The 24368-nt window shown below is 71.7% G+C and carries 22 protein-coding genes and 1 riboswitch; of the genes, 15 read left to right on the forward strand and 7 right to left on the reverse strand.

Features of this window, described 5'->3' with window-relative positions; all coding sequences use genetic code 11:
* Positions 1-7 precede the first annotated feature (7 nt).
* On the reverse strand, positions 8-1042 hold the full coding sequence (locus tag Actob_RS02200) for a WD40 repeat domain-containing protein (RefSeq protein WP_284918291.1): 1035 nt from the start codon (positions 1040-1042) through the stop codon (positions 8-10).
* A 77-nt stretch (positions 1043-1119) separates the two neighbouring features.
* On the opposite strand from Actob_RS02200, the gene Actob_RS02205 reads away from it, so the two are divergent.
* Both Actob_RS02205 and Actob_RS02210 read left to right on the forward strand, forming a co-directional pair.
* Entirely contained in the window at positions 1120-3102 is a 1983-nt protein-coding gene (locus tag Actob_RS02205; RefSeq protein WP_284918292.1) for a glycosyl hydrolase family 28-related protein, read from the forward strand.
* Between the two features lie 108 nt (positions 3103-3210).
* Positions 3211-4098, forward strand: a complete 888-nt coding sequence (locus Actob_RS02210; protein WP_284918294.1) for an NAD-dependent epimerase/dehydratase family protein — start codon at positions 3211-3213, stop codon at positions 4096-4098.
* A gap of 175 nt (positions 4099-4273) precedes the next feature.
* Here the strand turns inward: Actob_RS02210 and Actob_RS02215 are convergent, their stop codons facing one another.
* Positions 4274-5713, reverse strand: coding sequence for an MFS transporter (locus Actob_RS02215; protein WP_284918296.1), 1440 nt, complete (start codon positions 5711-5713; stop codon positions 4274-4276).
* A gap of 126 nt (positions 5714-5839) precedes the next feature.
* Between Actob_RS02215 and Actob_RS02220 the strand changes: the two genes are divergently transcribed.
* Positions 5840-6910: a Gfo/Idh/MocA family protein gene (locus tag Actob_RS02220; RefSeq protein ID WP_284918297.1), complete on the forward strand. Its 1071-nt coding sequence runs from the start codon at positions 5840-5842 to the stop codon at positions 6908-6910.
* Positions 6911-7064: 154 nt separating this feature from the next.
* Here Actob_RS02220 and Actob_RS02225 read toward each other — a convergent pair whose 3' ends face one another.
* Together Actob_RS02225 and Actob_RS02230 are read right to left on the reverse strand one after the other, a co-directional pair.
* Entirely contained in the window at positions 7065-8687 is a 1623-nt protein-coding gene (locus Actob_RS02225; RefSeq protein ID WP_284918298.1) for a rhamnogalacturonan lyase B N-terminal domain-containing protein, read from the reverse strand.
* 55 nt (positions 8688-8742) lie between these two features.
* Positions 8743-9903, reverse strand: coding sequence for a molybdopterin molybdotransferase MoeA (locus tag Actob_RS02230; protein ID WP_284918299.1), 1161 nt, complete (start codon positions 9901-9903; stop codon positions 8743-8745).
* A 151-nt stretch (positions 9904-10054) separates the two neighbouring features.
* Between Actob_RS02230 and Actob_RS02235 the strand changes: the two genes are divergently transcribed.
* The 5 genes from Actob_RS02235 (at position 10055) to Actob_RS02255 (ending at position 15291) form a co-directional block, all read left to right on the forward strand.
* Positions 10055-10462, forward strand: coding sequence for a TOBE domain-containing protein (locus tag Actob_RS02235; protein ID WP_284918300.1), 408 nt, complete (start codon positions 10055-10057; stop codon positions 10460-10462).
* The gene (gene modA / locus Actob_RS02240) at positions 10459-11235 is read left to right on the forward strand and encodes a molybdate ABC transporter substrate-binding protein (RefSeq protein ID WP_284918301.1); all 777 of its coding nucleotides are present in this window, start codon (positions 10459-10461) and stop codon (positions 11233-11235) included. The genes Actob_RS02235 and modA overlap by 4 nt, the downstream gene beginning before the upstream one ends.
* Positions 11232-12020: an ABC transporter permease gene (locus tag Actob_RS02245; protein ID WP_284918302.1), complete on the forward strand. Its 789-nt coding sequence runs from the start codon at positions 11232-11234 to the stop codon at positions 12018-12020. The genes modA and Actob_RS02245 overlap by 4 nt, the downstream gene beginning before the upstream one ends.
* Positions 12017-13054 (forward strand): ABC transporter ATP-binding protein, encoded by a 1038-nt coding sequence (locus Actob_RS02250; protein WP_284918303.1) that lies wholly within the window; start codon positions 12017-12019, stop codon positions 13052-13054. Before Actob_RS02245 ends, Actob_RS02250 begins: the two co-directional genes overlap by 4 nt.
* A 68-nt stretch (positions 13055-13122) precedes the next feature.
* Positions 13123-15291 carry an NB-ARC domain-containing protein gene (locus tag Actob_RS02255; RefSeq protein WP_284918304.1) on the forward strand — a complete coding sequence of 723 codons (2169 nt, stop codon included), beginning with the start codon at positions 13123-13125 and terminating at the stop codon, positions 15289-15291.
* Here the strand turns inward: Actob_RS02255 and Actob_RS02260 are convergent.
* From Actob_RS02260 to Actob_RS02270, 3 genes are all read right to left on the reverse strand, one after another.
* Positions 15266-16774: a hypothetical protein gene (locus Actob_RS02260; protein ID WP_284918305.1), complete on the reverse strand. Its 1509-nt coding sequence runs from the start codon at positions 16772-16774 to the stop codon at positions 15266-15268. The two genes, Actob_RS02255 and Actob_RS02260, sit on opposite strands and share 26 nt — an antisense overlap.
* A gap of 197 nt (positions 16775-16971) precedes the next feature.
* Positions 16972-17625 carry a biliverdin-producing heme oxygenase gene (locus tag Actob_RS02265; protein ID WP_284918306.1) on the reverse strand — a complete coding sequence of 218 codons (654 nt, stop codon included), beginning with the start codon at positions 17623-17625 and terminating at the stop codon, positions 16972-16974.
* 253 nt (positions 17626-17878) lie between these two features.
* Entirely contained in the window at positions 17879-18751 is an 873-nt protein-coding gene (locus Actob_RS02270) for an N-acetylglucosamine kinase (RefSeq protein ID WP_284918307.1), read from the reverse strand.
* 169 nt (positions 18752-18920) lie between these two features.
* Here Actob_RS02270 and Actob_RS02275 point away from each other — a divergent pair, with 169 nt between their 5' ends.
* The 7 genes from Actob_RS02275 to Actob_RS02305 all read left to right on the forward strand — a co-directional run bounded on the left by Actob_RS02275 (position 18921) and on the right by Actob_RS02305 (position 24043).
* Entirely contained in the window at positions 18921-19673 is a 753-nt protein-coding gene (locus Actob_RS02275; protein WP_284918308.1) for an SIS domain-containing protein, read from the forward strand.
* A gap of 135 nt (positions 19674-19808) precedes the next feature.
* Entirely contained in the window at positions 19809-20993 is a 1185-nt protein-coding gene (locus tag Actob_RS02280; RefSeq protein ID WP_284918309.1) for a glycosyl hydrolase, read from the forward strand.
* Between the two features lie 164 nt (positions 20994-21157).
* Complete coding sequence (locus Actob_RS02285) at positions 21158-21604, forward strand: hypothetical protein (protein WP_284918310.1); 447 nt, start codon at positions 21158-21160, stop codon at positions 21602-21604.
* A gap of 117 nt (positions 21605-21721) precedes the next feature.
* The gene (locus tag Actob_RS02290) at positions 21722-22105 is read left to right on the forward strand and encodes a YbaB/EbfC family nucleoid-associated protein (RefSeq protein WP_284918311.1); all 384 of its coding nucleotides are present in this window, start codon (positions 21722-21724) and stop codon (positions 22103-22105) included.
* Complete coding sequence (locus tag Actob_RS02295; protein ID WP_284918312.1) at positions 22102-22410, forward strand: type VII secretion target; 309 nt, start codon at positions 22102-22104, stop codon at positions 22408-22410. The genes Actob_RS02290 and Actob_RS02295 overlap by 4 nt, the downstream gene beginning before the upstream one ends.
* The gene (locus tag Actob_RS02300) at positions 22403-23428 is read left to right on the forward strand and encodes a hypothetical protein (protein ID WP_284918313.1); all 1026 of its coding nucleotides are present in this window, start codon (positions 22403-22405) and stop codon (positions 23426-23428) included. Before Actob_RS02295 ends, Actob_RS02300 begins: the two co-directional genes overlap by 8 nt.
* An 18-nt stretch (positions 23429-23446) precedes the next feature.
* Positions 23447-24043, forward strand: coding sequence for a DUF6346 domain-containing protein (locus tag Actob_RS02305; RefSeq protein WP_284918314.1), 597 nt, complete (start codon positions 23447-23449; stop codon positions 24041-24043).
* Positions 24044-24095: 52 nt separating this feature from the next.
* A riboswitch (cobalamin riboswitch) is annotated at positions 24096-24302 on the forward strand.
* Positions 24303-24368 lie beyond the last annotated feature (66 nt).

Below are 24368 nucleotides of genomic sequence, written 5' to 3' on the forward strand. Positions count from 1 at the left end.
CGGAGCGTCACTCGGTAGTCAGATAGACCCCGCCGGCCGCGATCACCATCAGATGGTGATCGCGGCCGGCCGCGTTCACCACCCTTTCCGGTACGCCCACCGCCCGCCACTCCCGCGCGTCAGCGGACTCCCAGAGTCCACCCCCGGCCACCACGAACCGCCCGTTCACCCTGGTCAGCGCCTGCACCCCGGTCGGCGCCCCGCCGAACGTGGCCAGCCGCGCCCACACCCCGGCACGCAGCCGCCACACCGCGAACGCGGTACCGAGCGGCCCGGCCGCCAGCACGTCGTCGCCGTCCCGGATCACCCGCTGCAACTCGGTGTACCCGCCCGCGTCCGGCGGATCCAGGCTGCTCCAGCTGGCGCCGTCCACACTGGTCCAGGCCGCCGCCCGGCCGTTGCGGCTGCCCGCCACCAGCCAGCGCCGGTCCGGCAGCTCGACGACGTCGCGGGCCGCGGTCCCCGGCCCGGCCAGGCCCGGTGCGTCCTCGAAGAGGGTGAACTCCCGCCCGTCCGGGGACAGCCAGGCGGCCGCGCCGGACGAGCGGTTGCCGGCGATGGCGACGCCGTGCTCGCCGGCCGCCAGGTGCGCGACGTCGACGGCGGTGTCCCCGCCGTACGTCGCGAACGGGGCCGGGTCCTCCGCCATCCGGCCGTCCGGGAGCCGGTGCCAGGAGCTGATCCGCAGGTTGCCGTGCGCGCCACCGGGCGCCCCGCCGAGCATCACCACCCGGTCGCCGGCGCAGGCCAGCTGGGAGATCACCTGGCGCGGGCCGTAGAAGCTGCCGGGCAGCGAGACGAACGTGACAGGCGTCCAGGTGACCGCGTCCGGGCTGCGCCAGGCCGCCGGGCGGGTCTCGCCACCGGCCGTGGGGAGTGCGCCGGCGGCGTACCAGAAAGTGCCGCAGGCGGCGACGGCCCGGACCGTGGCGCCCGCCGCGCCCGGCAGCTCGACCCTGGTCCAGGCCGGCTCGGCCGGCTCCGGCTTGCAAGCCGTGAGCAGCGCCGTGACCAGCAAGCCGCAAGAAATCCAGGCTCTCATGAAAGATCCAAGCAATTCGCCGAGAAAACGGGACTAACACTTGTGAAGCAGATCACCGGAATTCTATGGTCCTCGACATGTTCGCTCCGCCCCGCTGGGCCGCTCTCCTGACCACACCGCTGGTCACCCTCGGCGTGGCGATCGGTCCGTCTGATGCCGTCGCCGCCCCACCGTCCATCACCGCCGCGGCCACCCGGGCCGCTCTCGATCCGGCCCTGGTCGCCGGGCGCGGCGCCGCCGTCGCGTTCACCGAGCAGGAGGCCGAGCACGCCGTCACCACCGGCGCCGTGCTCCCGGCCGGCCGGACCGCGTACACGCTCGCCGCCGAAGCCTCCGGCCGCTCCGCTGTCACCCTCGACCCGGGCGAGTACGTCGAGTTCACCCTGCCCAAGGCCGCCAACGCGATCACCGTGCGCTACAGCATCCCGGACGCCCCGGACGGCGGCGGGATCACCGCGCCGCTGACGGTGGGCACCCCGGGCGGCACCCGCACCATGACGCTGACCTCGCGGTACTCCTGGCTCTACAACCAGTACCCGTTCACCGACGACCCGCGGGCCGGGCTGCTGCACCCGGACTGGTGGATCACCGAGTGCGGCTGCGTGCCGGCCGCCACCGAGCCGGCTCCGCAGATCGCCAAGCCGTTCCGGCCGATGCACTTCTACGACGAGCAGCGGCTCGCGCTGGGCCGCGCCTACCGGGCCGGCGACAAGATCCGGCTGACCGCGCGCGAGGTGCCCACCACCATCGACCTGCTCGACTCCGAGCTGGTCGGCGCCCCGAAGGTCGACCCGCGAGCGGTGAACGTGCTGCTCTTCGGCGCCGACCCGACCGGCCGGCGGGACGCGGCCGGTGCCATCGAGAAGGCGATCGCGTTCGCCAGGAGGGTGCACCGCGCGGTCTACCTGCCGCCCGGCACGTTCCAGGTGAACCGGCACCTGATCGTCGACGACGTGACCATCACCGGGGCCGGCAACTGGTACACCACGGTCAAGGGCCACGAGGTCGCTCTCGGCACCCCCGCGCCGGACGGCTCCGTGCACACCGGGGTCGGCTTCTACGGCAAGGACGCGGCGGACGGCGGCTCGCACGATGTGCACCTCGCCGACTTCGCGATCGAGGGCGACGTACGGGAGCGGATCGACACCGACCAGGTGAACGCGATCGGCGGCGCGATGAGCGACTCGACGATCACCGGGCTGCACATCCAGCACACCAAGGTCGGCCTCTGGTTCGACGGTCCGATGTCGAACACCACGATCAGCGGCAACATCATCGTCGACCAGATCGCCGACGGCCTGAACTTCCACACCGGGGTCAGCCACTCGGTGGTGCGGGGCAACTTCGTCCGCAACACCGGTGACGACGGGCTCGCCATGTGGTCGGAGAAGGTCGCGGACACCGGCAACACCTTCGACGGCAACACCGTCCAGACGCCGACCCTGGCGAACGGGATCGCGATCTACGGCGGCACCGACAACACGGTGTCCCGGAACCTGATCGCCGACCCGATCCGGGAGGGCAGCGGCATCCACGCCGGCTCGCGGTTCGGGGCGCGGGCGTTCACCGGGCACCTGTGGATCACCGACAACACCGTGGTGCGGGCCGGGACGTACGAGCTGAACTGGAACATCGGGCTCGGCGCGATCTGGTTCGAGGCCCTCGACTCCAGCATCGACGCGGACATCCGGGTGACCGGTGACCACTACCTGGACAACACCTACAACGCGATCATGCTGGTCGCCGAGTGGGGCGTGAAGGACCAGTACTCGATCAACGGCGTGCACTTCAAGGACGTCCGGGTGGACGGGACCGGCACCAGCGTGGTGAGCGCCCGGGCCGCCGGCGGCGCGACGTTCGAGAACGTCGACGCGCGCCACGTCGGCGCGGTCGGGGTGAACAACTGCGGTTCGTTCCACTTCACACCGAGCGGGTCTGAGTTCACCCTCAGTGACCTTGGTGGGAACGACGGGGGATGGCTGGGTCCGTACCTGCCCAACGTGATCACGTGTGACGACCGTCCCGCGGTGGTTCCGCCGCCGCCGCCTTCCGCCTGGTGACCTTCTTTTCATCAGCCCACGGCCGTACCCGAGACTTCGGGTGCGGCCGTTGTGCTTGGTAGCCTTGTCGTCGCATTTGCCGCCGCTGGAGAGAAGTTGGGAACTACGTTGAGTCAAACCCTGCTGGTCACCGGTGGCGCCGGATTCGTCGGTAGTGCCCTGGTCAAGTCGCTGTTGACCGAGTTCCCCGGTGCCGCTGTGGTGTCGCTGGACAACTACTTCACCGGCAGCCCGGAGAACCACGTCCACGACCCGCGGGTCACCTACCTGGAGGGTTCCACCGCGGACCTTGCCAAGATCTGGGCGGACCGCGGGCTCCCCGCCCCGGAGCTGGTCTTCCACCTGGGTGAGTACAGCCGGATCGTGCAGTCGTTCGAGGACCACGACCTGACCTGGGACTTCAACCTGCTGGGCACCAAAGAGGTGGTCAAGTTCGCGGCCGGCAAGGGCGCGAAGCTGATCTACGCCGGCTCCAGCTCCAAGTTCGGCAACGACGGCGACGACGAGAACCTCAACCCGTACGCCTGGACCAAGGCGAAGAACATCGAGTACATCAAGAACTACTCGAACTGGTACGGGCTGGACTACGCGATCACGTACTTCTACAACGTCTACGGACCGGGGCAGATCGCCAACGGCAAGTACGCCACCGTGATCGGCATCTTCGAACGGCAGTACCTGGCCGGCGAGCCGCTGACCGTGGTGTCGCCGGGCACCCAGACCCGCGACTTCACCCACATCGACGACATCGTGCGCGGCATCGTGCTGGTCGCCCGGGGCGGGGCCGGCGACGGCTACCTGCTCGGCACCGGCCGCGAGTGGCCGCTGGTCGAGGTGGCCAAGCTGTTCGGCACGGAGATCAAGATGATCCCGGCGCTGCCCGGCGAGCGCGTTCGCGGCCAGGCCGACCTCACCAAGGCGGGCAGCCTGGGCTGGCACCCGCAGACCCAGCTGGACGACTACATCGCCAAGTTCATTGCCACGCACCCCAAATAGATCGAACCCATGAAGATCAACTTCAAGATCTTCATTTACGCGGGTCCAGCCGGGGTGCGGATCGCATGCTCCCGCGCGGGCCGGGCGGGCTGATCTGGCCGCTGCGCGTCCAGAACGATCAGCCCGCCCTTCGTTGCCCGTGGGTGGTTCCGGAAATCAACACCCGGTGGGCGGGTCAGCCGGTGGCTCGTGGGCGGCTGGTGACCGCCGAGAGCGGGGTTGCCACGTCTTCCAGGGATTTGCCTTCGGCGTCGACGCCCAGGAAGATCTCGACGATGCCGCCGATGGCCATCACCGCGGCGCCGATCAGGTAGCCGATGAAGAGCTTGCCGGGGTCCTCGCCCTCGCCGATCAGCGCGCCGTAGAAGACCGGCCCGATCGCGCCGAAGCACTGCGCGATAGCGAAGAACACCGCGATGGCCTGCGCCCGGATCTCCAGCGGGAAGATCTCGCTCACCGTCAGGTACGCCGAGCTGGCACCCGCCGACGCGAAGAAGAAGATGATGCACCAGGCGATGGTCTGGGTGATCGCGTTCAGCATCCCGGCGTTGAACATGAACGCGCTGATCGCCAGCAGCAACCCGGAGAGCAGGTACGTCCCGGCGATCATCTTGCGCCGGCCGACCACGTCGAACAGGTGCCCGATGGTCAGCGGGCCGATCAGGTTCCCGGCCGCGAAGGCGATCAGGTAGAGCGGCGCGTTCTTCTCGTCCACCCCGTAGAAGTTGGTCAGCACCAGGGTGTAGGTGAAGAAGATCGCGTTGTACAGGAACGACTGCGTGATCATCAGCGTGGCGCCGAGGATCGACCGCTGTGGCAGCTGCTTGAACAGCACCCGGAGCAGCGACAGATAGCCGTGGTCCTGGGTCGGCCGGATGTCGATCGCCTTGCTCTCGTCGACCGGCGCGAGCTGCTGGCCGGACGACTCCACCGCCCGCTCGATCTGCTGGATGTTCTGCTCCGCCTCGGCCTCCCGGCCGTGCATGATCAGCCACCGCGGGCTCTCCGGCAGGTGCCGGCGCAGGCTCCAGATGCAGGCGCCGATGACCGGGCCGATCAGGAAGCCGAGCCGCCAGCCGAGGTTCAGGTTCATGTGGTTGAGCAGCACGAACGTCCCCAGCGTGCCGAGGATCGCGCCACCCCAGTAGGTGCCGTTGACGCCGATGTCGACCCGGCCGCGATACTTCGCCGGCATCATCTCGTCGATCGCCGAGTTGATCGCGGCGTACTCGCCGCCGATGCCGGCACCGGCGATGAACCTGGTCAGATACAGGAAGATGATCGCAACGATCCCGTTGCCCCAGGTGAGCGCCGTGAGCGCGTTACCGGCCAGGTAGACGCCGAGGGTCACGACGAACAGGTTCTTGCGACCGAGCTTGTCCGAGAGACGGCCGAAGAACAGCGCGCCGAACACCTCGCCGAGCAGGTAGACGGTGGCTATCGCACCGACCTGGGTGCTGCTGAGCGCGAGCGTCTCCTTTTCGGTCAGCACCGGACCGATAGCGCTCGCGATGGTGATCTCCAGGCCGTCCAGCACCCACGCGGTGCCGAGCGCCAGGATCATTCGGGTGTGGAACGGCGACCAGCTGAGCCGGTCGATGCGTGCGGGGATCAAGCTCCGGATCGTTCCTGCGTCACCGGCCGGGGCGGGAGATCCCAGACTCTGCGCCATGGGGTGGACCTCCAGATGTTCGTGATGTAGCTCACGCATTACCCACAGTGCCGCTTACCATGCACAGACATGGATTCGATCGGGATCGGCGTAATCGGTCTGGGATGGATGGGCCGGGTGCACACCCAGGCCTACCTCCGGCTGCCGCGGCACTATCCGGGGTTGCCGGTGCCCCGGCTGGTGGCCGGCGCCGACGAGGTGCCCGGCCGGGCGGCCGGGTTCGGCTTCGCGACGGTGACCACCGACTGGCGCGATCTGCTCGACGACCCGCGGATCGACGCGGTCAGCGTCACCGCGCCCAACTTCCTGCACCGCGAGATCGGCGCGGCGGTCGCGGCGACCGGCCGGCACCTCTGGATCGAGAAGCCGGTCGGGCTGAGCGTCGCCGACGCGCGGGCCATCGTCGGAACCGGTCAGGTCAGCGTCGGCTTCAACTACCGCCACGCGCCCGCCGTGCAGCGGGCCCGGGCGATCCTGCGGGCCGGCGAGATCGGCTCGGTCACGCACGCCCGGTTCCGCTTCTTCAGTGACTACGCGGCCGCCCCGGACGCCGCGCTGACCTGGCGGTTCGAACGGGAGCGCGGCGGCAACGGAGTGCTCGGCGACCTCGGTGCGCACGCCGTCGACCTGGTCCGGCACCTGCTCGGCGAGATCGACGCGGTGGTGGCCGCGGACAGCGCGATCTTCATCCCGGAGCGGCCGGCGCCGAGCGGCGCCACCACCGGCCACGAGCGTGGCACCGGTCCGCTGCGGCCGGTGCGGAACGACGACTGGTTCGCGGCGCTGCTGCGGACCGCCGGCGGCGCCCGGGTGGTGGTCGAGGCGAGCCGGGTCGCGGCCGGCGAGCAGAACCACTACGGCTTCACCGTGCACGGCACGCGAGGCATGCTGAGCTGGGACTTCCGGCGGATGGGCGAGCTGGTGGCGGACGGCCGCACGATCTTCGCGGGACCCGGCGACGGCGAGTACGCGGCGTTCCAGCCGGGCGCCGGCATCGCGATGAGCTACGACGACCTGAAGGTGATCGAGGCGGCGCTGTTCCTGCGTTCGATCACCGAGGGAAACCCGCACGGCGCGACGCTGCACGACGCGATCCGGGCCGCCGAGGTCCTGGAGGCCGTCGAGACGTTCGGCCGCTGAGCCGCTGAGCCGCTGGCGGGGCGAGGGAGCCGGGCCGGCGGCGCGGAGGGGACGAGGGCCGCGGACCGCGGAGCGGTGCTGAGGGCGTACCGAAAGGGTCGGGGAAGCAAGCGGGGGCCGGCCGCCTGGCCGGACCCCCGCATGGTGTTGATCTTTAGGCCGGGTCGAGGGCCAGGGCGTCGAAGATGAAGTTCGGGCTGAGGAACGTGGCGCCACTGCTGCCGCTGACCGTGGCGATCGACAGGGTGTTGCTGCCGGACTTCAGGGCGCTCGCCGGGATGGCGAAGGTGTAGGTGGTGTTGATGCCGCGCCAGGTGCCCCGGGTGACGTTGCGACTGTCCAGGTTGGCCGGTGCCGGGGAGGCCGAGGACGGCGACGACCAGCTGCCGACGGTGACCGCCGGACGGCCGCCGGCGAAACTCGACGTGGTGGCGATCCGCAGCCTGACGCCGTTGGCCGGGACCGAGGCGAGGGTGAAGGTCAGGGCCATCGGCGAGTTCACCGACTTGAACTCTGCCATCGGGAACTTCGCGGCGCCGTCGGACACGCGGTAGGAACTCGCGGTCCAGGGCGCCATCCGGCTGTCCGACGGGTGCTCGGTCTCGATCTTGTCGGCGTTCCGGAAGCCGGCCGGGGTGCCGTCGAACGTGCCGAGCTGGAAGAGCGTGCCGGCCGCCGGGACGTTGCCGGTCATCGCCAGCGTGGTGGTCGCCCCGCCGGTCACCGTGATCGTCTTGGTGCTGCCCACGGCCAGTTCACCGGCGTAGAGCGTGGCGGTGTAGGTGCCCGGCTTGACATGCCCGATGACGAACTGACCGGATTTGACCTGGCCCCAGTACTGGCCGGTGGGTCCGGCCAGGCCGACTGTCGCCCGCAGCCCGTTCCAGCTGCCGCTCGCGGTGCCGCTCACGCCGCCACGCTGGGCGTTTGCGAGCAGGCCGGGGATGAACGAGCTGAGGAAGTCCATGCTGTGCACGGCCGGCGCGGCGCCGTCGGTGATGGCCAGCGCGTACGGACCGTGCAGCCCCAGCCGCAGCGCCTCGGTCTGCTGGTGCCCGCTGAACATGTAGTGGGTGATGTTGACGGCGGTCCCGGTGTCGTTCACCTCGATGTCCCGGAAGAACGGGCCACCGGAGGTCATGTCATTGGTGCCGGGGATGATGAACGCCCCGTGCCCGTTCCCGCTCGCCCCGAACGGGGTCTGCGCGATCAGGCGCTGCGAGCTGTAGAACTTCGACGCGGTCTGCCCGCTGGCGAAGGCGAACACGTCCGAGCCCTCGACCGTCGACGTGGTCCCGGCGGTCCGCGCGGCCACCGGCGAGGTGGTCAGCAGCGAGCTCTTCAGCCGGGTGATGAACCGGGCCTCGCCCGGGTTCAGCGCCTTGGTGATGTTCGTGGCCAGGTAGATCGTGTTGTCGTTCTTGCGCGCGAAGTAGTACTGCGTCACGCCGATCGACGCATTCGTCGCGCTGACCAGTATCGAGTTGCCGCCGTTGAAGGTCTGGCCGGTGACCGTCGCGGACGACCAGCCGGACTCGAACTGACCGGCGGCCTGGCCGGAAGCGGTCAGCTCGGTGCCGTTGTGCTTGAGCGAGGTCAGGTTGCCGTTCGTGGTGTTGACCACGAAGGTCACGCCGGCGCCGGTGTCGAAGGTGATGCTCGACGCGGCGTTCGCCCACGGCTGGCCGCCGAGCAGACCGGCGCCGGCCAGCACCGCGGCAGCGGCGATGCCGCCGGCGAGAACCTTCCGGCGCTTACGAGTGGGGGAGGGGGTCATGCGAGGTGGTGTCCGCTGAAGCCGGAAAGGTTGCCCCGGCCGCGAAAGTTTTTGATCAGGGGATGGTGAGCACCGGCGCCGGGTCGCCGCTGCGCCAGCCGGCCGGCAGCACGGCGAGCAGATCCGCGGCCGCCGCCGTGTGCAGGCTGCCGGCGCGAGCGCCGGGCACGATCTCGCTTCCGGTCACCGGCACTATGCGTACGCCCTCGGCATACAGTCGCGCCGCGCCGGTCACCGCGACCGCCGGCACCGGCTCGGGCCGGCGCCCCGCCATGGTCCGCAGCAGCGGCTCCAGCAGCGTCAGCGCGGCGACCAGGCCGGCGTAGGGGTTGCCCGGCAGGCTCACCACCCAGCGGCCACCGGGCAGCTCGGCCAGCCCCTGCGGATGTCCCGGACGGCACGCCACGCCCCGCACGTGCCAGGTCGCGCCGAGCGACGCCAGCACCCGGTGCAGGTGGTCGGCGGCCCCGGCGGACGACGAGCCGCTCACCACCAGCACGTCGGGGCCGTCCGCGGTCAGCGCCGCCGCCAGGGCCGCCGGGTCGTCGGGCAGGCGGGTGCTGCCCAGCAGGCGGCCACCGGCCCGGCCGGTGACCGCGCCGACCAGGCCGGTGAAGCTGTCCCGGACCTGACCCGGCCCGGGGCGCCCGCTGGTGATCACCTCGTCACCGGTGACGAACAGGGCGACCACGGGCGGCCGATGGGTGTGCAGCTCCTCGACGCCGGCCTGGACCGCCGCGGCCGCCAGGGTGGCGGTGACCGGCCGTCCCGCGCCGGCCAGCGGGTCCCCGGCGCGCAGCTCCGCACCGGCGTGGCGGATGTGCGTGCCGGTCACGTCGCCGGTGACCTGGTCGTCGGTGCGGGAGCAGTGCTCGTACGGAAGCACCGCTCGTGTCCCCGGCGGCAGCGCCGCCCCGGTGCCGACCTCGATCGCGGTCCCGTCGAGCAGCGGAGCACCCGGCTCGCCCGGCCCGGCCAGCCGCCGGCCGGTCACCTTCCACGGGCCCGGACCGGCGACGGCGTAACCGTCCATGGCCGCCGTGTCGAAGGCCGGCACCGGGGTCTCGGCGATCACCGGCCGGGCCAGGATCCGGCCGGTCGCGGCGTCCGGCGTGGTCCGCTCGGCGGGGAGCGGACCGGCCAGGTCACTGGCGGTCGCCCGGGCCAGCGCCCACGGCATGCCGGGGCCGTGCGGGCGCCGTACCGATGTGCTCATGATTGCCTGCTCCAATCGCCGAACTGCCGATCTTCATTGTGCCGGGTGGCCTCTGAGACGCAGCTGCGAGTCTTTTGGGGGAAGCCAGGCCGATTGTGCCGGTGACGAACGCCATCTTGGCTCGCAGGTGCGAAAGATTAGGGTGAGGGGCATGACGGTGTTCCAGATCGGCGAGGCGGCCGAGTTGCTCGGGGTCAGCCCGGACACGGTGCGCCGCTGGGTCGATGCCGGGCGGCTCGCCGCGTCCCGTGACGAGCACGGGCACCGGGTGATCGACGGGGTGGACCTGGCCGCTTTCGTCAGCGCCCAGGCCGCCGAGCCGGACGAGCGCGCCGACTCCTCGTCGGCCCGCAACCGGCTGCGCGGCATCGTGACCGCCGTGGTCAAGGACACCGTGATGGCTCAGGTGGACATCCAGGCCGGACCGTTCCGGGTGGTGTCGCTGATGAGCCGGGAGGCCGTCGACGAGCTCGATCTGCGGGTCGGCTCGGTGGCGGTGGCAGTGATCAAATCGACCACCGTCGTGGTCGAGCGGGCCACCTGGGGGAGGACTTCGTGAGATGCACAGTCGCGGCGGCGGGTCTCGCCGCCGTCCTGGCGTTCGGGGTGGCCGGCTGCGGTGACGGCGCTTCGGACGCGCCGGCGACCGGATCGAGCCCGGGCGCCGCCACCGGCACCGTCAAGGTCTTCGCCGCCGCCTCGCTCACCGAGTCGTTCACCACGCTCGGCAAGCAGTTCGAGTCGGCCCATCCGGGCACCACGGTGACGTTCAACTTCGCCGGCAGCTCGGCTCTGGCCACCCAGATCAACCAGGGAGCCCCGGCCGACGTGTTCGCCTCCGCCGCGCCGACGAACATGGCAGCGGTCACCAGCGCCGTCTCGCCGACCACCTTCGTGAAGAATCAGCTCGTGATCGCGACAGCGAAGGGCAACCCCAAGAAGATCATCGGTCTGGCCGGCCTGGCCGAGCCGGGTCTCAAGGTCGCGCTCTGCGCCCCGCAGGTGCCGTGCGGCGCGGCCGCCGGGACCGCCGTCGAGGCCGCCGGGGTCAAGCTCACCCCGGTCACTCTGGAGCAGGACGTCAAGGCCGCGCTCGCCAAGGTCAAGCTCGGCGAGGTGGACGCCGCCCTGGTCTACCGCACCGACGCGACGGCATCGTCGGCGGATGTGGACGCGGTCGAGTTCCTCGAGTCGGCCAAGGCGATCAACGAGTACCCGATCGCGGTGCTCACCGGCGCCGCCAATCCGACCGGCGCCCAGCAGTTCGTCGACTACGTGCTCTCCCCCGCGGGGATCAAGGTGCTGACCGCTGCGGGGTTCCAGGCACCGTGACGAAACAGCGGGTACCGCCGGCGCTGCTGGTGCCGGCGGTCGGCGGGCTGATCTTCCTGATCCTGCCGCTGGCCGGGCTCCTGTGGCGTACCCCCTGGTCCACCCTGCGCCAGCGGCTCACCGAGCCGGAGGTGGCTCAGGCGCTGAAGTTGTCGCTGCTCACCGCCAGCCTCGCCACCCTGCTCTGCCTGCTGCTCGGCGTCCCGCTGGCCTGGCTGCTGGCCCGGGTGACGTTCCCCGGCCGCCGCCTGGTCCGGGCGCTGATCACCGTGCCGCTGGTGCTGCCCCCGGTGGTCGGCGGCATCGCCCTGCTGCTCGCCCTCGGCCGGCGTGGCCTGCTGGGCGGCTGGCTGGCCGAGACGTTCGGGATCAGCCTGCCGTTCACCACGGCCGGTGTGGTGGTCGCCGAGGCGTTCGTGGCGTTGCCGTTCCTGGTCATCTCGGTCGAGGGCGCGCTGCGCGGCGCCGACACCCGGTACGAGGAGGCCGCCGCCACCCTCGGCGCGAGCCGCTGGGTCACCTTCACCCACGTGACACTGCCGCTGGTGGCGCCCGGGATCGCGGCCGGCGGGGTGCTCTGCTGGGCCCGCGCGCTCGGCGAGTTCGGCGCCACCATCACCTTCGCCGGGAACTATCCGGGGATCACCCAGACCATGCCGCTCGCCGTCTACCAGAGCATGGAGAGCGGCGACCTGGACGGCGCGGTGGTGCTCAGCCTGATCCTGCTGGCCGTCTCGGTCACCATCCTGGCCGCGCTGCGCGATCGCTGGCTGGCCGCGCCATGACCCTGGACGCGCGCCTGGTGGTGCGGCGCGGCGACTTCCAGCTGGACATCGCGGTGTCGATCGGGCCGGGCGAGACGGTCGCCCTGCTCGGGCCGAACGGGGCCGGCAAGACCACGGCGCTGCGGGCCCTCGCCGGGCTGACCCCGCTCTCCGGCGGGCACGTCAGGCTGGACGGGCGGGACCTGTCGGCGACCCCGCCGGAGCACCGCCGGGTCGGCGTGGTCTTCCAGGACTACCTGCTCTTCCCGCATCTGAGCGCGCGGGACAACGTGGCGTTCGGGCCGCGCCGGCAGGGCGTCGACCGGCGGGCGGCGCACGCGATCGCGGACCGCTGGCTGGACCGGGTCGGGCTGGCCGAGTTCGCCAGACGCAAGCCACGCGATCTCTCCGGCGGGCAGGCGCAGCGGGTGGCGCTGGCCCGGGCGCTCGCCGTCGACCCGGCGCTGCTGCTGCTCGACGAGCCGCTGGCGGCGCTGGACGCGCGGACCCGGCTGGAGACCCGGGCCGAGCTGCACCGGCATCTGGCCGCGCACCCGGGAGCGACGCTGCTGGTCACCCACGATCCGCTCGACGCCCTGGTGCTGGCCGACCGGCTGGTGATCATCGAGGGTGGGCGGGTGGTGCAGGAGGGCGACGCGGCCACCATCACCGCCCGGCCGCGGACCGACTATGTGGCGCAGCTGGTCGGGCTCAACCTCTTCCGGGGGCACGGCGACGGCCACGCCGTACGGGTGGGCGACGACTTCGTGCTGACCGCGACCGACGTCGTGCACGGTGACGCGTTCGTCGCCTTCCCCCCGACGGCCGTCGCGTTGCACCCGCGGCAGCCGGACGGCAGCCCGCGCAACACCTGGCCCGCGGTCCTCACCGACATCCAGCGGCACGGCGACAACCTGCGCGTCCGCCTGGACGGCCCGATCGCGGTCGCGGCCGACATCACCCCGGCCGCGGCGGCCCACCTCGACCTGCGTCCCGGGCGTGAGCTGTGGGCGGCGGTCAAAGCGAGCGAGACGAGGGCCTACCCGGCGTCCTGAGGCATCCCTTTTGTGCCATGGCACGTGTTAGCTTCCGTTGACCGCGCGCACGAGGGGGAGTGACCGGGATGTCCATGATCGAGATCCTCGCGTCGGAGGCGGTGCGGGTCATGGCGCCCGGCGTGGCGGGGGCGGCCAGCGGCGGGGCCCGGCGGCTGCTCGCCCTGCTCACCAACCGGGGTGACCGGTTACCGGCCGACCCGTCGGCGCGGGTGGCGTTCATCCTGCGCCGGGCCCGGGAGGACGAGACGTTCGCGGCCGAGCTGGCGCAGGAGCTGGTGGCGGTGGACAGCGTCGACGCGGTCGCGGTGATGGCGCCGGCGCTGTTCGCCGACCGGGACGAGATCCGGGCCCGGCTGGCGGCGCCCGGTGTCCGGCTGATCGGCGGCGCGCACGGGACCGGGAAGACCTCGCTGGCCCTGCAGGTGGTCTACGACCTGCGGGAGAGCATCAACGCCTGCGCGGTGGTGGATCTGGACGCGTACCGCGATGGCGCGGTGCTGCGGGTGACCGAGGTGCAGCAGGCGGTGCTGCGGCAGCTCGGCGTCCCGCACGTGGACGACACCGCCCCGGTCGTCGCGGACCAGTACCGGCGCGCGCTGCGGCACCGGCGGTTCGCGCTGGTGCTCGACAACGTGGCGGGCGCCGCCGAGGCCGAGGCGCTGGTGCATCCCTGGGAGCACGCGACGGTGCTGGTCACCACCCGAGTGCTGACCCAGGACCTGCGGGTCTGGTACCCGGGCCGCCCGGAGGTGCTCGGCGGGGTCGACCCGGACGGCGCCGAGCTGATCCTGGCCACCCGGTGCGGGCCGGAGATGCTGGCCGCCGAGCCGGACGCGGTCCGCGAGCTGATCCGGCGGTGCGACGGGATCCCGTCGATCCTCGGGCAGGCCGGCGCCTGGCTGGCCCGCCGGCAGGGCAAGCCGGGCGCGGTCGCCGAGCTGGTCGGCCGGCTGCGCGGCGAGGGCGAGGTGGGCACGCTCTTCGACGACTCGGTCCGGCTCAGCGTGGCCGAGCTCGACGCCGCGACCGCCGCCGGCCTGGCGACGCTGGCCGGGCACCCGGGGACGGACATCAGCGACGCCGGGGTCGCGGCGCTGCTCGGCCGGCCCGCCGACGATCTGGTGGACCGGCTGCTCGACGCCGCGCTGCTGGTCCGCGGCCCGCACGGCCGGCTGAGTCTGCTGTGGTCGGTCCGCCGGTACCCGCACGCCGCCGGGGACGATGCCGCCTTCGCGCGGTACCTGCGCTGGTTCCGGGACCTGGCCGGGGCCGCCGACCTGGCGATGGATCCGGCCGGGGTGACCGATCGCGAGCGGGAGGGCCGGCTGCGTCGCTATCCCGCGCCGCCGGAGTCCGCCTGGCCGTTCCCGCACCTGCGGCCGGTCGACTGGCTGCAGGGCGAGGCGCACCTGATCCCCGACCTGTTGCGCGAGGCGTACCACCGCGGTCACCACGTCGAGGTGCTGCAGCTGTGCGGAGCGATGGAGGCGCTGCTCACCCTGCGCGGCCACCACTGGCTCTGCCTCGACGCCATCGGCTGGGGCCTGGCGAGCGCCGAGGCGCTCGGCGCGACGGCGGCCCTCGCCCGGCTGCGAGCCCTGCGGGGCCGGATCCACCTGCTGCTCGGCCATCTGGACCGGGCCGGTACCGAGCTGGCGGCGGCCGCAGCGTTGCTGGCCGGACTCGACGATCCGCAGCTGGAGTCGTCGATGCTGGAGTTCCAGGCCCGGCTGGCCGAGGAGACCGCCCGCTCCGGCCACCCCGGCGACCTCTCGATCGCGGAGTCCCGATTGCGCCGGGCGGTGACCATCGATCAGCGGACCGGCCACCAGCGAGCCCTGGGCCTGCACCTGCGGATGCTGGCCAACGTGCTGATCGAGGCCGGTCGGCCCGGGGAGGCGCTCGCCCTGCTGGCGGGCGCCGGGGCGCCGGCCGGTGACCTGCGCAACGCCGCTCGGCTGCACATGGTCCGGGCGAAGGCGTACCTGGCCCTGGCCGACGGTCCGTCGGCGGACGCCGAACTGCACCGGGCCCGGAGGCTGGTGACCGACAGCGGCGCGACCCAGTACGAGCTGGAACTCGCCGACCTGCGGGCCCGGGCCGCCCGGTTGAGCGGTGACGTGGAGACGGCACGGAGCTGCTGGTCCTGGATCGCGTATCAGTACTTCCGGGCCGAGCATCCGCGCCTCGCCGAGTACACCGCCCTGCTCAACAGCCTTCCGCCCGCAGCGTGACGATCCGCCGGCCGAGGCGGAGCCGATGCGTCCCGGCCAGCGGCTCGGCACGCCGCAGGCGCCGGTAGGCCCAGGAGGCGAGCGCCCACGGGTCGACGGCCGGATCGCCGGCCCGGAGCAGCGCCGCCCGGCCGTCGCGCGTCCACACGCGGCAGCCGTCGTCCCCGGCCGAGGCGATCAGCAGGGCGTGCGGCCAGTGCGGGAACGGATCCTCCTCGGGAACGGCGTCCACACCGAGGACCGCCGCGCCGGCCACCTGGGTGGCCGTCGCGTGTTCGAGACGTGCCACGACGTGCCGGTACGGCAGCTCCTCGTGCACCGCTCCGAGCGCCGGGAACCGGGTGATGGTGACCAGCCCCGCCTCTGCTCCGGCACCGGCCACCCAGGCGCCGGCCGGTGGCGCCTCGACGACCGGCACCGGCGGCGGCGGGAACTCGGCGGGGAACGGTGGCTCGGGCAGCTCCATCGCGCGGTAGAGCCAGGACCGCAACCTGCTCGCCGTCGCCTCCGGTTCGGTCACCGCCTCGCCCAGGACCGCCCGGTGTGCGCCGGCGTCGTGGTCCCGGATCGCGGCGTCGACCTGGGCGCGCAGATCGGCGTGCGCCACCAGCCGGGCGCATCGCTCACCGAGCCGGTCGGCGACCGACCCGGGCACCGTGGTGCCGCTGAGCCGCGGGCCGAGCAGTACCGGGACGTCGGCCAGCGCCGCGTAACCGGCCAGTGAACCGTGGTCGGCGAGCACGCAGTCGGCGGCGAGCAGCGCCGCCTGCCAGGTGGTGTCCGGGTCGAGGACGCGCAGGCCGGCGCCGGACGCCGGGGCCAGCCAGGCACGGACCTGCCAGGGGCCGTGCTCGGCCCAGACGCCCGGATGCAGGACCGCGACCACCCGGTACTCGTCCATCGGCAGCTGTGCGACCAGGCGTTCCGGCAGCTCCGGGCAGGCGCCCAGCAGCGAGTCCGGTCCCCAGGTGGAGGCCAGCACGATCAGCCGGCGGCCGGTCGCGCCGAACGCGGCCCGGTACCCGCCGCGCCGGTGCCGGCCGGCCAGCATCCGGCCCCAGGCCGGATCGCCGAGCACCGCGCCCGGCGCGCCGGCCGGTGGGCGCTGCGCCGGGTGCGAGAGGCCGACGGTGACGGCGCCGGTGGGCGGCAGCCGAGCCGGGTCCAGGCCGGCGACGACCTCGCTGCCCGGGTAGTACTTCTGGAAGGCGAGGCCGTGCGGCAGCAGCAGGATCGGGCCGTCCAGGTCGGACAGGCCGTCGTTCTCGCTGGCCGAGAGGATCAGGTCGAAGCGGGTCTTGCGGGCCCGCGGCCAAGGGATCCGGCGCGGGGCCAGATCGTCGAGCAGGGCCGTGGTGCCGGCTTCGAAGATCGCCGGGCGCTCGTCGTCGACGGTGAAGACGATCTGGATCCGGCGGTCGGCGGCGATCAGCGAGACGACGTCCAGCAGGCGGGTGAGTGCGGTGACGGTGCGCGCCACCACCAGGACCACCCGCTCATGGCCAACGGTCGTCCACGGCCCGCGGCCCGCGGATCCCGGGGTCCGGGGTCCGGGGTCCGGGGTCCGGGGTCCGGGGTCCGGGGTCCGGGGTCCGGGGTCCGGCAAACGATGCGTCATGCGCCGAAGTTACGGGCTCTGTCGATTCGTGGCGCATGCCGCCAACCTAGACCTCGAGCCGGTCACGCCGCCGAGCCCAGATCCTCGGGGTACGCCGAGCCGAGCTCCTGGAACATCGCCGCGTTCAGAGCGAAGGCCAGGCGCGCCTCGCCGGCCAGCGCCGCCAGTTCCGGCCCGGTCAGGGCGAGCGCGTCCAGCCGGGCGCGGTAGGCCGCCTTGTACGCCGCCGGGTCGGCGATCCGGTCGAACCGGTAGAACGCCGTCCCGGCCCGCTCCAGCCCGTAGATCGCCGCCACCCGGCGCCCGACGAGCCGGCCGCCGGAGAGATCGCCCAGGTAGCGCACGTAGTGGTGGGCGATGAAGTGCACCGGCGAGGTGTGGCAGTACTCGCGCAGCCGGGCCGCGTAGCGCCGGGTCGCCTCGACCGGCTCGACGGCCGGCTCCCCGGCAGAGCCGCGGAGATGGGCCAGATCGGTCTCCAGGGCGGCGACCCGGGCCAGGGCCGGGTCGGCGAACCCCGCAGCGACCGGGTTGTCCCGCATGGTGGCGGCGGCCGCCTCCAGCTCCCGATAGACGATCAGGTACTGCGCGGTCAGGGCGGCGAAGCCGGCCGGGGGCACCGTGCCGCCCAGCAGGCGGGTGAGGAAACCGCGGGTCTCGGCGTCGCGGTGCTCGGCCCTGGTGGCCGCGCGGAGGCGTGCGGCGAATCCGGTCATCGGCCCGCTTCTCCCTCCCGTCATCCCCGGTCCGTGCCACGACCCGGGGAGGCGACCCACATACCACCATGGTCCTCCCTACGATGGGGTACGAGCCGGCCGGGAGTCGTTGCGGAATTCCCGGCCGGCTCCCTGTCTCACCGCGGCTCCCGCTCGAGTTCTTGCCTCATCGCGGTTCGCGCTCGCGTTCCTGCCTCATCGCGGTTCGCGATCGAGTTCTTGTGTCACCGCGCTTCGCGATCGCGTTCTTGTTTCATCGCGGTTCGCGCTCGAGGGCGGCCAGCCGGGCAGCGGCCTCGGCCGGGTCGCCGGCCGAGGTGACGGTGGTGCCCCGGGAGCGCAGGGTGCCGAGCAGGCCGTCGCGAACCGGGGTGTCAGCGGTCAGCAGGCTGCCGGCCAGCACCACCGGACCGGGGGAGCCGAGGCTGTCCAGGGTGCGGACCAGCCGCCGGACGGCGTCCGCCACGATCGCCGACGCGTCCGGGTCGTCGGCCCGGGCCGCCGCGCAGACCACCGGGGCCAGGGCGGTGATGTCGTCCAGGGGCAGGGCCTGTGCCCAGCGGACCAGTTCGTCGGCGGAGGTCACCCCGGCATGCGCGGCGACCGCGACGGCGAGCGGGGAGCCGAAGTCGCGGGCGGCCGAGCGGACCGCCCGCAGGCCCAGCCAGCGGCCGGAACCCTCGTCGCCGAGCAGCCAGCCCAGCCCGTCGGCGACCCGCGCGACGGTCAGCCGCTCGATCCGGGCGGCGACGGCACCGGTGCCGGCGATCAGCACCGCGCCGGACGGTTCCCGGGTGCCGGCCGCGAACGCGGTGACCACGTCGCCGACCACGGTCATCGGGCAGGTCAGGCCGAGTCCGGTCCACATGCGGCGGAAGCGCTCGCCGACGACCGGGTCGGCCAGGGCGCTGGTGCCGGAGAGGCCGAGCACGCCGGCGCGTACCGAAAGCGGCGGACGGTGACCCAGAGCCTGCCGGATCGCTGAGGCGATCTCCTCGACCGCCGCGGTCCCGGCCGAGATCGGATTGCCCGGCCCGGCCAGCCCCCGGCCGACCACACCGGACGGTCCGGCGAGCACCGCGCGGGACGCGGTGCCGCCGGCGTCCACCCCCAACACCAGCTCCATGCCGATAGATCGAAGCATGAAAATTCGTTGTTGACTAGGCGCGAACGTAGTCGTAATTTTCATCGGCAACAGCGGTCGATGAAAAGGATGACCGACGGGATCGGTGCTCCGGCCCGAATCGTCCCGAACATCCCGGCTTCGTCGACGCGGGGCGCACGAAAGGACACCAGTGAGCGTCACCAGCAGCGACTTCCTGTACCAGGTCCGAACCGTGCTGGACCGGGTCGGCGCCGGTCAGGCCGACGAGAAACGACGTGCCGCCGAGCTGCTCACCACGACGGTACGTAACGGGGGCGTGATCCAGGCCTTCGGCTGCGGCCACTCCGAGGCGCTCGCCATGGAGATCGCCGGCCGGGCCGGAGGCCTGGTTCCGACCAACCGGATCGCGTTGCGCGACATCGTGCTCTACGGCGGTGACCCGCTCGACGTGCTCGCCGACCCGATGGTGGAGCGCGGCACCGCCATCGCCCACCGGCTCTACGAGCTCGCCCCGATCAAGCCGGACGACGCGTTCGTGATCGCCTCGAACTCCGGGATCAACGGCGCTGTCGTCGAGATGGCGCTGCTGGTCAAGGAGCGCGGCCACCCGCTCATCGCGATCACCTCGGCGGCGCACTCGGCCGGCGTCGCGTCCCGGCACCCGGGCGGACGCAAGCTCGGCGAGATCGCGGACGTGGTGCTGGACAACGGGGCGCCGTACGGCGACGCGACCCTCCCGCTCCCGGGCGGCGGCGCGGTCGGCGCGGTCTCCTCGATCACCGCGGCGCTGCTCGCCCAGCAGCTCGTCACGGACGTGGTCGCCAACCTGCTCGCGGCGGGCATCGACCCGCCGGTCTACCTGTCGGACAACGTGCCCGGCGGCAAGGAACACAACGCCGAACTGGAGGCGCGGTACGCGGGGCGCATCCGGCGCACCGCCTAGATGAGAGCCCGGTACGTCCCTGGCGCGGGGTCTGGCCACCCTGTCGGTCAGCCAGGACTACCGCTTTCCAACAGCACCTCCCGCACCGGGATGACCACCGGCGCGGTCAAGTAGCTCCTCGGAAAGGAGTCCCCCGTGCTTGGCAAGAGATTCGCTGGGATAGCCGTGGCCGTGCTGGCCGCTTCGGGCATCGTCGCCCTGAGTTCCGGTGCTCCCGCCGCGGCCGCGGACTGCGGCTATCTGTTCGACGACTTCCACTACAACTCCTCCTCGGACGCGGCGCTGACCGCTAACGGCTGGACGCCGCGCAGCTACAGCGGCGGCCCGGGCGTCGCCGGGGCCACCTGGTCACCCGCCAACATCACCTTCCCCAGCGCCAACGGCGACAAGGTCGCGCAGCTCACCGCGTACACCGACGGCACCGCGGCCGGGACCGGGCACGCCGAGCTGTACTCCACCCAGAAGCGGTACCTGGAGGGCACCTACGCCAGCCGGATCCGGTTCAGCGACGCGCCGGTGTCGGGCGCCGACGGCGACCACATCAACGAGACGTTCTTCACGATCAGCCCGCTGAACGGGGATCTCGACCCGACCTACAGCGAGCTGGACATCTCCGAGTACCTGCCGAACGGGGGCTGGGGCGAGACCGGGCCGATCAACTATCAGACGACCTGGTACACCTACCGCAACGACCCCTGGTACGCCGACAACCTGCACTCCTCGCAGCGGTCCAGTCTGGACGGCTGGCACGACCTGGTCGCCCAGGTGGCGAACGGGCACGTCGTCTACTGGATCGACGGGATCCAGGTCGGCGACCACGGCGGGAAGTACTTCCCGCGCCAGACGATGACAATCAACTGGAACCTGTGGTTCATCGACCTGGCCACCCACACCGGCGCGAAGAGCACCTACAACCAGCAGGTGGACTGGGTGCTGTTCGCGAAGAACCAGGTCCTGTCGCCGGCACAGGCCACCGCGCAGGCGGCCGGTTACCGGTCGGGCGGGACCGCGTTCCTGGACACCGTCGCCTCCGGCGGCACCTGCTCCAACCCGAGCACGCCGCCGGTGACCCCGTCCTCGACGCCGCCCTCCTCACCGCCCACCTCGCAGCCGCCGGCGACCGGCTGCTCGGACGCGCCGGAGTGGTCCTTCAGTTCGGTCTACCTGGGCGGCAACCTGGTGAAACACGAGAAGAGCAAGTACGGCGACCCGAACGGCCCGGCCTCGGGCCAGGGTAAGCACCTGTGGAAGGCGCGGTACTGGACGCAGGGCTCGGAGCCCGGCTGGACCGAGCAGTGGCAGGACCTCGGCCCCTGTTGATCCCCGGTGAAGACGGCGGGGCGCATCCGATGCGCCCCGCCGTTCACTGTCCGCGCTCGCTGAGCCGCCAGCCGATCGACCACCGCAATCGACCGAAGCTCCGCGGCGACCCTGGCAACGCCTCCTCGCGGGTTTTGTCATACCCGGGTGCTTCGATGCGGGGCATGGGTGCTTCCGGTTGGAGTTACTACGTCGCGTACCAGCCCGATCTGGGCCGGGCGCTCGACGAGCTGCGCACTAGGGTCTTCCGCGACGGCGATTACTGGTGGGCCGAGCCTTATGAGCTGGGCAAGTCCGCGAGCGACTTCCCGGACCGGCCACGGACCGAACAGGAGCTGTGGGCCTCCGAGGCCGTGCAGGAGAGCGGGACCCACTCGATCCTGGATGTCCACGGGATGGTCGCGCCCGGCGAGAAACCCGGCTTCGGCACCGTCGAGCCGGTCACCGAGGCCGAGGCGCTGGCCACCGCGGGGGTGGCCAAGCTGACCCGGGCGCACGTCGCGGCGATCGACGATCTCGCCAGCCAGCGCTGGTTCGGCCGCTGTGCCGTCCTGCACGACGACGCCGGCAGCCCGTCGGAGATCTACTTCTGGGGCTTCTCCGGCGACTGAGCGGCACCCCGGCGCGTGCCAAGGTGCCGGCCTCGGCGCCATGGGTTGAACCGATCGCACCCGTTTCGGCGTGGGCTTGAGCAAGGAGCCCAGTCCACGCGACGGGAGGTGCGGACCGTGCGGTTCGATCCGGAGGACGACCTGCGGGCCTTTCAGGCACAGGTCGAGGAGCGTACGCGGCAGAGCCTTCAGTTCAGTGCCGACCTGGAGGCGATGGAGGTCACCGAGCACGCGCCGGGCGGTGCGGTCACCGTCCGGATCAACTCGGCCGGTGGGCTGGCGGATCTGGAGTTCCATCCCGAGGCCGATCGGGTGTCCCGGCAGGAGCTGGCGCGCCTGGTGCTCGAGACGTCCCGCCGGGCGCAGGCCCGGCTGGCCGAGCGGGTCGGTGAGATGGTGCGGGCGGTCTACGGGACGGACTCCGGCACGGCGGCGCTGATCAACGAGGCGTACGCGAAGCGGTACCCGGGCCGCGTCGAGGAGCAGGAGCGGCGCCGATGAGCGTCGACATTTCACCCGACGAGGTGCGCCGGCATGCCCGGGACGTCGACGAGGTCGGTCGCATGCTCGACGAGGTGCGGGCGGCGGGCGCGCGGATCCGGACGTCGACCGGCGCGTACGGGTATCTGATCGGTCCCCTGTTCACGACCCGGTATCTGAATCCGCACGGGGACGAAGCCGTTGACGCGATGCGTAAGGCGGTCGACGGGATGCTGGCGCTCGCCGACGAGTTGCGCGCCATCGCCACCGCCTTCGAACGCACCGACCAGGAGGCCGCGGCCGAGTTGAGGGGGCGTGGTGAGTGACGCGTTCGCCATCTCGCGCCCGCCCCTGACGGCGCCACCGGCGGAGACCAAATGGTATGAAGGCGCCGGCATCCTCGAAGCGGCGATGGGCATGACTGACAGCTTCACGGCAGGTGACTGGTTCGCCGGTACCGGCAACTTCGCTGTCCTGGGACTGAGTGCCCTCGGTGCGGTCATCGACCCGTTCCAGGCGGTCTTCGCGGCGGGCGTCGGCTGGCTGATGGAACATCTCGAACTTCTGCGCCAGCCGTTGGACTGGTTGGCCGGCGACCCGAAAGAGATCGAGGGTCACGCGACGACCTGGCGCGAGATGCGAATCCGTACCTACAAGACGGTGGAGTTCTTCGCAGGCCAGGTCGCTTCCAACACGGCGTCCTGGGAAGCGGAGGCAATCACCACGTACCGCGCGAAAGCAGCGGGAATGGCTGATGCCGTGCTCGCGCTCGGCGAGGTGGCCGGCGCCATGTCGGAGGCCACGCTGATCGCCGGGTCGATCGTGGGTGTGGTGCGCAACACCGTACGTGACCTGATCGCGGAGGTCGTCGGCGCGGCGATCTCGAAGGCGGTGCAGGCACTGCTGGTCGTGACGATTCCCAAGGTTCTGGCCGAAGTTGCGCTGCTGGTCGCCAAATACACCGGACGGATCACCCGGGTTCTGCAGCGACTCACCGAGGCCATCGCCGAGCTCGGCGGCAAACTTCCGATGGTGGCGGCGGTCTGTTCCCGGGTCAGAACCCTCATGGACGATGCCGTCTTCGGGTCGGTGTTCCTGAACTCGGCCAAGCTGGCCGAGGCGGACGGTTATCTCGCGGACAGTGAGGGCGCTCGGGCCGCGTTCAAGGCGGCATACCGGGCGTTCGACCAGGCCGACGAAGCCGTCTACGGTACGAAAGCAAAGGTCGCCGTGGATGCCCTGCGAGAAGGAATCAAGGGCAACAGCCTCCAGAACGGTAGTGCCACCGGAGATGCGATTCGCAAAGGCGGATCGGCGCAACCGCACATTGAAATTCCGCAATGAGGTGCAAAGGGGTGCGTGATGACTGATGAGAACCGCGCGGCCTACCGCAAGCGCCGCATGGCGGAGATCCTGGCGGAAGCCGAGGCCAACCGTGCCCGGTCGCGTGCTGCGCGGAAGGCGGCGGAGGCGGTCGAGTATGGGCCTCTCGCGTGGTTGCGCACTGTCCTGTTGGCTCTTGGTCTCTTGGCCGTCTCATTCCTGCTGATAGCCACCGCGATGACCGTCTCCCGCTTCACCGGTGCCGACTTCGCCGACGCTGATCGGACCGGGGTGGCCACGGTCGAGCGCTGCGAGCGTCGCGGGCCCGTCAGTCTGAGTGGATTCGGCTATTACAACGTCTGCACCGTGTCGATCGGATGGAGTGGAAGGTCCTCCGTGAAGATCGACAAGCCGGGTTTCTTCACTGACGAGAAACCCGGTGACACCTTCACGATCGGCGAGAACCCGGGCAGCCGGGGCCGTGTCGGGTATTCCCGTGCCGAGGTACCCGATCGTGGGTGGGTCACCTTCATCGGCGTGGTGATCTTCGGCGCCGGCCTGATTCCCGTCCTCTTCGTTGTCGCCCTCGTTTGGGAGGGGATGCGGAGGCTGTTCCGCCGTCGGCAACGTCCGTGAGGGGCGCGCGACACACCATGTGGCGTTGCGCTGCGTGTGGCGTACCCATATATAGTCTGCGATCGCAGCTGGTTCGGCCGCTCCCCGGAGCGGCCGAGGCAAGAGGGAATCCGGTGTGAGACCGGGACTGCCCCGCAGCGGTGAGTGGGAACGACCGCCGTCATGAAGCACTGGGCCGGGGAGGCCTGGGAAGCGACGGCCAGTAGGCATGAGCGATGCGCCCGCGAGTCCGAAGACCTGCCAGCGCGCCGCACGCGACCGTGTGCGGCGGTCGAAGGCCGCGTGGGACGGCCGACGCCTCGTGCTCCGCGCATGCCCGCATGCC

It is taken from the genome of Actinoplanes oblitus, from assembly GCF_030252345.1.
Classification (GTDB): Bacteria; Actinomycetota; Actinomycetes; order Mycobacteriales; family Micromonosporaceae; genus Actinoplanes; species Actinoplanes oblitus.

Bases quoted from the DNA above. Each gene is read 5' to 3' on its own strand.
- Actob_RS02200 (WP_284918291.1), bottom strand. From the start codon at position 1,042: ATGAGAGCCTGGATTTCTTGCGGCTTGCTGGTCACGGCGCTGCTCACG.
- Actob_RS02205 (WP_284918292.1), top strand. From the start codon at position 1,120: ATGTTCGCTCCGCCCCGCTGGGCCGCTCTCCTGACCACACCGCTGGTC.
- Actob_RS02220 (WP_284918297.1), top strand. From the start codon at position 5,840: ATGGATTCGATCGGGATCGGCGTAATCGGTCTGGGATGGATGGGCCGG.
- Actob_RS02225 (WP_284918298.1), bottom strand. From the start codon at position 8,687: ATGACCCCCTCCCCCACTCGTAAGCGCCGGAAGGTTCTCGCCGGCGGC.
- Actob_RS02230 (WP_284918299.1), bottom strand. From the start codon at position 9,903: ATGAGCACATCGGTACGGCGCCCGCACGGCCCCGGCATGCCGTGGGCG.
- Actob_RS02235 (WP_284918300.1), top strand. From the start codon at position 10,055: ATGACGGTGTTCCAGATCGGCGAGGCGGCCGAGTTGCTCGGGGTCAGC.
- Actob_RS02250 (WP_284918303.1), top strand. From the start codon at position 12,017: ATGACCCTGGACGCGCGCCTGGTGGTGCGGCGCGGCGACTTCCAGCTG.
- Actob_RS02255 (WP_284918304.1), top strand. From the start codon at position 13,123: ATGTCCATGATCGAGATCCTCGCGTCGGAGGCGGTGCGGGTCATGGCG.
- Actob_RS02265 (WP_284918306.1), bottom strand. From the start codon at position 17,625: ATGACCGGATTCGCCGCACGCCTCCGCGCGGCCACCAGGGCCGAGCAC.
- Actob_RS02270 (WP_284918307.1), bottom strand. From the start codon at position 18,751: ATGGAGCTGGTGTTGGGGGTGGACGCCGGCGGCACCGCGTCCCGCGCG.
- Actob_RS02285 (WP_284918310.1), top strand. From the start codon at position 21,158: ATGGGTGCTTCCGGTTGGAGTTACTACGTCGCGTACCAGCCCGATCTG.
- Actob_RS02295 (WP_284918312.1), top strand. From the start codon at position 22,102: ATGAGCGTCGACATTTCACCCGACGAGGTGCGCCGGCATGCCCGGGAC.
- Actob_RS02305 (WP_284918314.1), top strand. From the start codon at position 23,447: ATGACTGATGAGAACCGCGCGGCCTACCGCAAGCGCCGCATGGCGGAG.